This window comes from Streptomyces sp. NPDC054841, assembly GCF_053611045.1.
The window spans coordinates 1-8,890 of the sequence record NZ_JBSGZO010000360.1 but is presented as its reverse complement, the minus strand read 5'-3'; the positions used below and the strand labels follow the sequence as shown (position 1 = coordinate 8,890).

The following is an 8,890-nucleotide window of genomic DNA, read 5'->3' as shown; positions in this document are numbered from 1 at the left end:
GCGGCGAGGAGAGCATAAGGGCAGGGCACGACATCGACGCCACCGCAAAGAGCGCCAACGTTGACCGATCGTGGGCCGAGCTCTGGCACCAGCTCATCCAACCCCGCGGCGCCCACCGATCCTGACCCAATCTCCGGTACAAGCGCGCCGATCCGCGCTGCAGAGGGGGTCTCCTGGTCACCAGCTCATCACTCACCCGCAGGGCGACCTCCAGGGTGAGCGGGGTGAGGGTGGTCAGCAGCAGCTCGCCGACGGCGGCGTCGATCTGGTCGCCGACCATGGTCTGGCAGATCGGGGCCGCGTTGCGGATCCCGTCGAACTGGCAGAGATAGATCGGTTTTCCGGTGCCCTTGTAGTGCTGGTAGCGCACGGTCATCCGGCGGCCGCACTTGCCGCAGGAGACCACGCCCTGCAGCAGCGCGGCGCCTTCCCGGGGCGGGGAGGCTTTGCGGTCGGTGCCGTGGGCGGCCGCGAGCTCCGCGAGCCGGGTCTGGTTGGCCTCGAACTCGGCCCAGGTCAGATTGAAGCTTCCCCTTGATCGTGGACACCTGGAGACTGGGACGTGAGAGCCCAGAGGAAGCAGTGCCAGGTGGGAATTAAGTACACGAAGCGGTACTCGGACGAGTACAAGCGGGACGCGATCGAGCTCGTGCGGTCGTCGGGCCGGACGGTGACCGAGGTCGCCCGGGAGCTCGGGATCAGCTCGGAGTCCCTGCGGGGCTGGGTGAAGAAGGCCCGCGCCGCCCAGGACGCCGGATCCGGCCCGGGATGAGGAACTAAAGCGGCTGCGGAGGCTGACCGCCGAGCAGGCGAAAACGATCGAGATCCTGAAAAAAGCGACGGCCTTCTTCGCGAAAGAGAGCGACCGGTGAGCAAGATATGCCGGTTCATCCACGCGGAGAGGGCGAACTACCCGATCACGCTGCTGTGCAAGGTGACGAAGACCGCCCGCTCCACGTACTACGCGTGGGTGGCCGGACGGGAAGCCCGCGAAGCGCGGCGGCGGGCCGATGAGGCCCTGGCGCACGAGATCGCGGTGATCCACCTCGCCTCCCGGCGGAACTACGGCGTCCCGCGCGTCACCGCCGAACTGCGCCGACAGGACCGGCCGGTCAACCGCAAGCGGGTGGCGCGGGTCATGTGAGAGCACGGCATCGCCGGGAACAGCCGGCGCACCGGACGTCGCAGCCTGACGAAGGCCGACACCAAGGCCGCCCCGTCGCCGGACCTGATCGGCCGGGACTTCACCGCCACCCGCCCCGGCATGAAGATCGTCGGAGACATCACCTACATCCCCACCGCCGGGGGCTGGCTCTACCTTGCCTCGTGGCTGGACCTGGCCACGCGCGAGGTGATCGGGTACTCGATGGCCATCACCGCGCCGAACTCGACGTCGACGCACTCGACATGGCCGCCGCGCTGGGCCGCCTGGAGCCCGGCTGCGTGATCCACAGCGACCGCGGATCGGAATACACCTCCCGCCAACTGCGCCACAGAATCGGCATGTTGGGGCACAGGCAGAGCATGGGCCGGACCGGGAGCTGCTTCGACAACGCCGCCGCGGAAAGTTTCTGGGCCGTACTCAAAGAGGAGATCGGCACTCGCTTCTGGCCCGACCGCGCGACAGCCCGCGCCGACATCTTCGACTTCATCGAGAGCTTCTACAACAGACGCCGCCTCCGCAAGCACATCCACTGGGGCTACCTCACGCCCCACGAGACACGCCTGCGCTACCAACAGGATCAGGCCCTCGCGGCGTAACGACGACGTGTCCAAGATCACGGGGAAACTTCATGTTGATCACCTGCTTGAGGGTGGACTGCCGGATATAGAGGTAGGCGTCACGCTGCAGATGTTCGCGGGTCACCTTGCCCGCCGCGGCCGTCGCGTCCATGGATGTCGTCAACTCCCCCTCGTTCTATGGCTGTTCGCTCCGTCCGTTCTTCGGGCGGATGAAGGTGGGCCAGGGCCATCGCGGCCAGAACCCGTACGAGTTCGTCGCCGTCGCGGGCCAGGTCTGGTGGCACCTGCCTCTCGTGGCGGGGCCGGACCACAGGCTCGGGCAGGGACCGCCAGGCCGCCGCCCAGGCGGCCATGCCCTTGGCGGCGAGCACACCCCAGCCCAGCCGCCAGCCGCCGCCCGTGCCCTCGGCCGCCGCGGTCCGCAGTTCCTCATAGCGGGCTGTGGCCGCTGCGGGGTCCACGGGTCCCGTAGTCGCAGGGCTGTCAGCTGCGGCTTTTGGGTGACTCCTGGGTGCGTGAGGCCGCTCGTCGGGCCAGGGCCCGCTCGATGGAACGCGGATGGACGCTCAGGCCGTACTCGTCGGCGACGGCGTCGGCCAGGTCCCCCGAGCGCAGGGACGGCTCGGGGCCAGCCGCCTCTCGATGTACTCCATGACCTCGTCGGTGAGTTTTCGCGGTCCCTTCGGACCCGGTTTGCCCGGCACCAGGGCGGCCGGACCGCCCGCGTCGAGTGCGGCCGCAGCATCGTAGTAGACCTGCCGGGAGAACCCGAACTCCCGCACCGCCCGGGCCGCGGGCACGTTGTCCACCCGCACCCGGCGCACCATCTCGTACTTCACCTGCACCAAGTCCCGCGGATCGCAGAACGGGGAGGTGGTGAACACCGCGTCGACCACGGCCTCCGGCCGCGGGTTCAGCGTCCGCGTCGCCCGCAGCGCGGCCTCTTTCGGGTCGTTCGTCGCGTTACCGGCCATGCCGCCTCCCTCGCTCACGTGCTGCCTCAAGAATTGCGTCGCGGCCCATCACAGCCAAGAGCGCGCAGAGGCATCGGATCACATATCTGTGCAGGCCAGTTGGCATGGCGTGCGCTGTCTCGAGCACCGTGCGCCGGACACGCCCCCACCACTACGGCGTGAATCCCAAGGCGTTCACGGCGTCATCTTCTGGGCACTCTCACCGCGGCGGTCGAGGTGGTCGATCAAGTCGGCCAGGGCGAGCAGATCCTCGACGCGGAACGGGCTGCGGCCCGCCGCGAGAACCACGAAGGGGTCCTCGCCGCCCGCATCCGTCCACGCCGTCGGCGCGGACAGCACCTCTCCCGCCTCGTCACGGAAGTACACGCGGTCCTCGCCCCAGTTCTTGCGCCGCACGACGAACTCGTACGACCGCCCAATGCCATGGATGGAACGGGTGCGTGACCGTCACAACTCGCTCCGCACCATGCGGATCAGAAGCATTTGACGGTTCGGGCCAAAGGCCGCGTCGAACGGCAGATCCTCATCGTCCGCGATCACGTCCTGTCCGGACGGGCCTTCTCCTCTGTCGAGGAGATGGACGCCGCCTTCACGGCCTGGGTGCCGCAGCGACGGGCCCAGATCCACAAGACGCACCGGGAAGTCATCGGCGAGCGGGCCGCCCGCGACCACGCGGCTCTCAAGCCGCTACCGCCCACTCCGTATCTGGTGGCCGAACGGCATCTGCGGCCGGTCGGCAAGGACTGCCTGGTCGCCTTCGGCGGCAACCTCTACTCAGTGCCCGCCCGCCGTGTCCGCCCCCGCCAGCTGGTGGAGATCCGGGCCACAAAGTCGCAGGTCATACTGCACTCCACCGTCTCCGACGCGGGTGGCGAGACGTTGCTGGCCATGCACCCGCCGGCCGTCGGCCGCGGGGTGCGTGTCGTCGAGGAAACACACTGGGACGGCCTACCCACCGGCAAGGGACGCCGGACCACCACCGGCGATGTCCCGCCCCGGCCCCGCACGCAGCCCTGGGGTGAAGAAACCGGTCCGCTGCAGGCCCTGCTGAACCGGGCCGCCGCCACCCGCGTCGAGGTCGGCCGCCGTCCGCTGTCGGTCTATGACGAACTGACCGGCACCCGTCCCTTCACCACCTCCCCGAGCACGAAGGAATCCTCTTGAGCGAGCTGACCGGCAACCGCATCCGCACCACGGCCGGCAAGCTCGGCCTGCCCCACCTGGCGGAGACCATCAACGAGTACACCCGCCGGGCGGACGAGGCGAAGATGGGCTATCTCGACTTCCTCGACCTGGTGCTGTCCGAGGAACTCGCCGTCCGCGACGACCGCCGCTTCCGCCAGGGCCTGCGGCTGGCGAAGCTGCCGCACCACAAGACGCTGGAGGAGTACGACTTCTCGTTCCAGCCCGAGCTCGACCCGCGCAAGGTCAAGGACCTCGCCACTCTCTCCTTCGTCGACGCCAAGGCGAATGCCGCCCTGCTGGGTCCGCCCGTTATCAACGGGGCCTGAGTCCCTCTCTTCTCTGTCTGCAACGAGCGTCACCGTGAGCGTTCTGCGTCGTTGATGCATTGCTATCAACGGGAGTTCTTCGACGAGACGGAACGACATCAGTGGCGCACAGCTTGGCGGTCCGGCCCGGGAACGGGCAGAGGACGTGGACCGTGATCGACGAGAAGTACCGGACCGTGGCGCCGGTCGAGGGCTGGCTGGAGGCCCATCGGCAGCTGTGGTCGCCGAACACGGTCCGCGGCTATGCGACCTCGCTGGCCCAGTGGTGGACGTTCCTCGAACAGCGCGACGAGACCGGCAGGTGGGGCGATCTCGGGGTCCCGGCGGTCGCGGGGTTCCTGTCCTGGCTGCGCAACGGCCGCACCGTCGAGCACACCCTGGTTGAGCCCGAACAGGCCCCGGAGCCAGGGACGTTGGAGGCGAGACCGGCCGCGCTGATCTCCTTCTACCGCTGGCAGGAGGCGGTCTTCTCGGTGCCGGTCGCGGGACGGCTCATGCGCGGGACACCGCGCCGGGCCCCGGCCCGGGGCCTGCTCGCGCACCTGGACGCCCGCACCGCTCCCGCGCCGTCCTCGCTGGTCAGGGTCCGGCGCCAGCGGCATCGTGGGCGTCCGCCGCTGCTGCTGCCGAGCGAGATCCAGGCGATCCTGGACGGCTGCGCGATGCCGGACGTCACGGTCGGCGACTGGAACGGGAACCTGCGCGACCGACTGCTGTTCGCTCTGCTCGCGGAGACCGGCATGCGCCTGGGCGAGGCCCTCGGCCTGCGGATCTGCGACTTCGTCATGGGCCGCGGCTCCACTCCCTATGTCGAGATCGTGCCGCGTGAGGACAACACGAACGGGGCCAGGGTGAAGATGATGCGCCCCCGACGGGTCTATGTCGGCAGCGACCTGGAGCGACTGTTCGCTGACTACCTCACCCACCTCGCCTGCCGGGCCGCCGAGTTCAGCATCGAGATCGATGCCGGATCGCCGCTGCTGGTGAACCTGGAGAGGCCGCCGCTGCTGGCCGCCCTGCGCGAGGGCACGGTGCGGGACAAGGTGTCCGCCCTGCGCAAGAAGCGCATCGGACCGTCCTCCTGGACGCCGCACTGGTTCCGCCACAGCCACGCGACCGCGCTGTTGCTGGCCGGGACGCCGGAGTGGGTGGTCTCCCGCCGAGTCGGTCACGCACACGTGCAGACCACGCTCGACCTATATGGCTGGGTCCGTGAGGACGAGGCCCTGCGGGCCGCGGCGAACTGGAAGTCGTACATCTCTGCCTGGCAGGTCGATGATGGCCGGTGAACAGCGTCATCTGCATGCAGCCGGCGACGGGGATCCGTTCTGGCGGCTCTGGCGGGAGCTGCCCGAGCCCTGGAAGGGGCCGGTGATCGGCGACGGCGTCGACGACTGGGAGAAGATCACCGAGAACGGCGACCGCCGCATCGACCTGACCGGTCTGCCCGACCTGATCGCCGCCGAGCTGGCCTGGATGGCGCACTGGCAGGCGATGGACGGGACCCGCTCGTCGGTGCTGGGCACCAACCAGTTCGCGAACCTCCTGCGCCGGGCGATCCGCGACAACCATCCCTTCCCGACGTCGATCCGGTCCATAGACTGGGAGACGGCAGCTGCCTTGCAGCGGTGGTTCTATGCCACTCGCTGGGGTCGGCTCATTCCCCGCGGCAGCGTCGCCCGGCTGCGGGTGATCTTCCGCTTCAGTCGCCTCGCCCTGCTCGCCCGCTGTTCGGACGGGCCGTGGTGGACTCTGGACGAGTGGCATCCGCGATGCGACCCTCGCATCCCGCTGGCGGAGCACGAGCCCCAGGCCCACTACGGCTGTTCACCTTCGAAGATCGCGCACCCGTGGCTGCGGGAAGCCGTCAAGTGGTGGCTCGGCACCCAGATGGAAGCGGGCATCCTGCGCTGGACAACCGTGAGCCAGGACAGGATGCAGGACATCTTGCGCTTCGACCGCTGGCTGAACACCTTCCCTGACCCCGTGGATGTCCTGGGAGATCCCGCTCACACAGTCCAACTTGCCGCCGCCTTCCGGCGCTGGGTCTCCGACCCTGCCAACAGGATTCAGCGCGAAAGCGACCAGCGGTTCGCCCACAGACCCGTCCACCCGCGCCAGATCAACGACGACCTACGGGCCGTCGCCGAGCTGTTCGCGTTCGTCGCGGCCAACCCCGCCGAGGCTCGCCAGGTCCTCGGACCGCACCCGTGGTCCCGGGTCACGGACGCGCATGCGGCCGGCTGGTTCCGCCAGGTCTCCCGCATCCCGCACCAGCGGGATCTCAACGACGAGCACTACGTCGACGACCATGCACTCTCGCAGATCCCCGCCGCCCTGCCCCTGCTCGGCCTGGGCCGCGACGAGCACATGCTCATCTCCCGCGGCGACGGACAGCAGATCACCGCCCGCGGCTTTGACGACCCGCAGGCCATGCGCATGATCCTGCTCCAGGTCCTGACCGGGAGGCGGGCCAGCGAGATCCGCACCTGCCTGTTCGACTGCCTCTCCTCGGTCCCCGACCACGCGGTCGACGCTGCCGAGGGCGAGGAGATCGCCCGCTTCCACTACGCCCAGAGCAAGATTGACATCGCGCCGGACAACATCCTCGTCGACCGCGAGGTCGTCGCGGTCATCGAGGAACAGCAGCACTGGATCCGCGACCGCTTCCCCGGCATCGTCCCTCGTCACCTCTTCCTGCAGCGGACCGGCAACCGCCAGGGTGACAAGCCCTACCCGTCCGGGACCTACAACTGGATGCTCCGCGAGTTCAGCAAGATCGTGAAGATCACCGACAGCAAGGGCAAGCCCGTCGGGCTGAGCCACACCCACCGCTTCCGTCACACCAAGATGACCCGGCTTGCTGAACTCGGCTTGCCCGTCCACGTGTTGATGCGCTATGCCGGACATGCCACCCCATCGATGGCGATGCACTACGTCGCCGCCCGCCAAGAACACGCCGAGCAGGCATTCCTGGCCACCGCGAAACTGAGGGCAGACGGCACCCACGTCACCTTCTCCCACGACGACCACGACAGCCTCCACCTGTTCAACCGGGCCGACCGATTCCTGCCCCACGGCTGGTGCCTGCTGCCGCCGCTGCAGACCTGCGACAAGGGAAACGTCTGCCTGACCTGCTCGGTCTTCGTCACCGACGCCTCCCACCAGAACGCGCTGGAACGGCAGCTGACCGAGACGGAGGCCCTGATCAACCGCAGCACCACCGCATTCCAGGCACGGCACGGACGTCCGATGCCCGAGGACAACGTCTGGCTGCTGCAACGGAGGGCCGAGCACGCGGCCCTCACCAAACTGCTGGACACCCTCCACTCCAAGCCTGGATGCGCCGTCCAGGGCGCCGGCTGCGGCGCTGCCCCCACCGGCCCCGTCCCACTCACTCTCGACCTCGACCGTCACCGAAGGACCCGGCCATGAACGATGACGCTCGCGCCAAGCGCACCCAGACACTCGCCACCGCTGCGAAAGCGAAGTCCCAGGCCAAGAAGGAGGCCGCGGAGAAGGCGATCCGCACCCTGGTCAAGCGCGGTGAGCCGATCACCTTCCAAGCCGTCCAGCGCGAAGCCAACGTCTCCCATGCGTTTCTCTATAACCACCACGACCTGCGGGGACGCATCGAGCGGCTCCGGGCCCAAGCCCGGCCGGTTCCCGCACCGACGCCTCCGGCGGACGAGCAGAGCACCCTCGTCTTCGCCCTGACCGGCCAGATCACCCGCCTGAAGAAGCAGCACCGAGAGGAAGTACAGGCCCTGCGAGACGCGCTCGAGCAAGCCCACGGTGAGAACCTCGACCTCCGGCGCGAACTCCACCGCCGCGGCGGAGACGCTCCTGTTCAGGCCCGAACCATCGGCCCCTGCTGACCACGTCCAATCGATCGAAGAACCGTCCTGAGCTGCAACGACACGCTCAGATCGCGAACGAACCGGCGATAACAGGCGGGGTCGGCAAGACGCATATCGCTGTCTCGCTCGCGGTCGCGGCCTGCCGGGCCGGCTACTCGATCTACTTCACCAGCCTCGACGACATGGTCCGCAACCTCAAAGCCGCCGAGGCCGCCGGACGGCTCGTCAACAAGCTTGGCACCTACCTGCGGCCTAGCGTGCTCGTGGTCGATCTATGCCGAGACCGCGACTATGCCGACTGGCGTGAAGACGAAGAGCGATTGTCGCTGGGTGCTGGCAGCACCAGATGGTGGTGGCAGCCTGGAATTTCGTTGAGAAGTAGCAGCGGCTCGGGCGCCCCAGAATGGTGATGCCGTCGACTTGGCGGTGTCCGTATCCTTCGGCGGGTGAGTCTGATCGAGGTGGGTCCGGGGCAGGTCGAGCTTGTCGTCGGTGGGCGGGGGGCACTCGCGCCCTGTGTCCGGTTGTTCGACTGGTCGCGGGCTGATGAGTACGAGGCCTCCTTCGCCGTGGAGGCTGTTGCCGACGGTGTCCGCGCACGGCTCGAATCCGTGACTGTGACCGTCTGGGACAATCTGGACGAGTTCTTCGACAACCTTGCGCGCGACTTCCGCGGTTGGGAGGGCGAGCGGGTCTGGGTCAACAACCATCTGGTTGTGACAGCGACCTTCGGCTCGGGTGGTCACGTGTATCTGAGCTGGGCCTTGAGGTCAGGCTTCTTCCCCGAGGACTGGAAGTGCAC

General features: G+C 68.3%; 12 protein-coding genes and 3 pseudogenes. 11 read left to right on the top strand and 4 right to left on the bottom strand.

All coding sequences use genetic code 11. From position 1 onward, the window contains the following. Positions 1-376: pseudogene (locus ACWGI8_RS33055) on the bottom strand (hypothetical protein); the annotation flags it as partial. Between the two features lie 213 nt (positions 377-589). Between ACWGI8_RS33055 and ACWGI8_RS33050 the strand changes: the two are divergent. From ACWGI8_RS33050 to ACWGI8_RS33035, 4 genes are all read left to right on the top strand, one after another. Further along, positions 590-772, top strand: coding sequence for a transposase (locus ACWGI8_RS33050; protein WP_453666592.1), 183 nt, complete (start codon positions 590-592; stop codon positions 770-772). Positions 773-868: 96 nt separating this feature from the next. Further along, positions 869-1,144, top strand: coding sequence for an IS3 family transposase (locus tag ACWGI8_RS33045; protein WP_453666591.1), 276 nt, complete (start codon positions 869-871; stop codon positions 1,142-1,144). A 120-nt stretch (positions 1,145-1,264) separates the two neighbouring features. Further along, the gene (locus ACWGI8_RS33040) at positions 1,265-1,447 is read left to right on the top strand and encodes a hypothetical protein (protein WP_453666589.1); all 183 of its coding nucleotides are present in this window, start codon (positions 1,265-1,267) and stop codon (positions 1,445-1,447) included. Continuing rightward, the gene (locus tag ACWGI8_RS33035; RefSeq protein WP_453666587.1) at positions 1,408-1,761 is read left to right on the top strand and encodes an IS3 family transposase; all 354 of its coding nucleotides are present in this window, start codon (positions 1,408-1,410) and stop codon (positions 1,759-1,761) included. Before ACWGI8_RS33040 ends, ACWGI8_RS33035 begins: the two co-directional genes overlap by 40 nt. 80 nt (positions 1,762-1,841) lie before the next feature. Here ACWGI8_RS33035 and ACWGI8_RS33030 read toward each other — a convergent pair whose 3' ends face one another. From ACWGI8_RS33030 to ACWGI8_RS33020, 3 genes are all read right to left on the bottom strand, one after another. Then, entirely contained in the window at positions 1,842-2,204 is a 363-nt protein-coding gene (locus ACWGI8_RS33030) for a hypothetical protein (protein WP_453666585.1), read from the bottom strand. Between the two features lie 105 nt (positions 2,205-2,309). After that, a complete protein-coding gene (locus tag ACWGI8_RS33025) occupies positions 2,310-2,717 on the bottom strand; it encodes a helix-turn-helix domain-containing protein (protein WP_453666583.1) in 408 nt (135 codons plus the stop codon). Positions 2,718-2,891: 174 nt separating this feature from the next. Then, positions 2,892-3,113, bottom strand: a complete 222-nt coding sequence (locus ACWGI8_RS33020; RefSeq protein ID WP_453666581.1) for a DUF5372 family protein — start codon at positions 3,111-3,113, stop codon at positions 2,892-2,894. Positions 3,114-3,200: 87 nt separating this feature from the next. On the opposite strand from ACWGI8_RS33020, the gene ACWGI8_RS33015 reads away from it, so the two are divergent. From ACWGI8_RS33015 to ACWGI8_RS32985, 7 genes and pseudogenes are all read left to right on the top strand, one after another. Next, entirely contained in the window at positions 3,201-3,881 is a 681-nt protein-coding gene (locus ACWGI8_RS33015) for a Mu transposase domain-containing protein (protein ID WP_453666580.1), read from the top strand. Next, positions 3,878-4,210: pseudogene (locus tag ACWGI8_RS33010) on the top strand (ATP-binding protein); the annotation flags it as partial. The gene ACWGI8_RS33015 and the pseudogene ACWGI8_RS33010, both read left to right, overlap by 4 nt. Before the next feature lie 170 nt (positions 4,211-4,380). Then, positions 4,381-5,517, top strand: a complete 1,137-nt coding sequence (locus tag ACWGI8_RS33005; RefSeq protein ID WP_453666578.1) for a tyrosine-type recombinase/integrase — start codon at positions 4,381-4,383, stop codon at positions 5,515-5,517. Beyond that, positions 5,504-7,663 carry a tyrosine-type recombinase/integrase gene (locus ACWGI8_RS33000; protein ID WP_453666576.1) on the top strand — a complete coding sequence of 720 codons (2,160 nt, stop codon included), beginning with the start codon at positions 5,504-5,506 and terminating at the stop codon, positions 7,661-7,663. The genes ACWGI8_RS33005 and ACWGI8_RS33000 overlap by 14 nt, the downstream gene beginning before the upstream one ends. Then, complete coding sequence (locus ACWGI8_RS32995; protein ID WP_453666574.1) at positions 7,660-8,106, top strand: DUF6262 family protein; 447 nt, start codon at positions 7,660-7,662, stop codon at positions 8,104-8,106. Before ACWGI8_RS33000 ends, ACWGI8_RS32995 begins: the two co-directional genes overlap by 4 nt. A 77-nt stretch (positions 8,107-8,183) precedes the next feature. After that, positions 8,184-8,360 (top strand): annotated as a pseudogene (locus ACWGI8_RS32990) (ATP-binding protein); the annotation flags it as partial. A 174-nt stretch (positions 8,361-8,534) separates the two neighbouring features. Further along, the coding region (locus ACWGI8_RS32985; protein ID WP_453666572.1) for a DUF6228 family protein at positions 8,535-8,890 on the top strand (356 nt) is incomplete at its 3' end.

What these genes read in the sequence shown, in the direction of transcription:
- ACWGI8_RS33040 (WP_453666589.1), top strand. Translation starts at nt 1,265, where the DNA reads ATGAAGATCGTCGGAGACATCACCTACATCCCCACCGCCGGGGGCTGG.
- ACWGI8_RS33035 (WP_453666587.1), top strand. Translation starts at nt 1,408, where the DNA reads ATGGCCGCCGCGCTGGGCCGCCTGGAGCCCGGCTGCGTGATCCACAGC.
- ACWGI8_RS33025 (WP_453666583.1), bottom strand. Translation starts at nt 2,717, where the DNA reads ATGGCCGGTAACGCGACGAACGACCCGAAAGAGGCCGCGCTGCGGGCG.
- ACWGI8_RS33000 (WP_453666576.1), top strand. Translation starts at nt 5,504, where the DNA reads ATGATGGCCGGTGAACAGCGTCATCTGCATGCAGCCGGCGACGGGGAT.
- ACWGI8_RS32995 (WP_453666574.1), top strand. Translation starts at nt 7,660, where the DNA reads ATGAACGATGACGCTCGCGCCAAGCGCACCCAGACACTCGCCACCGCT.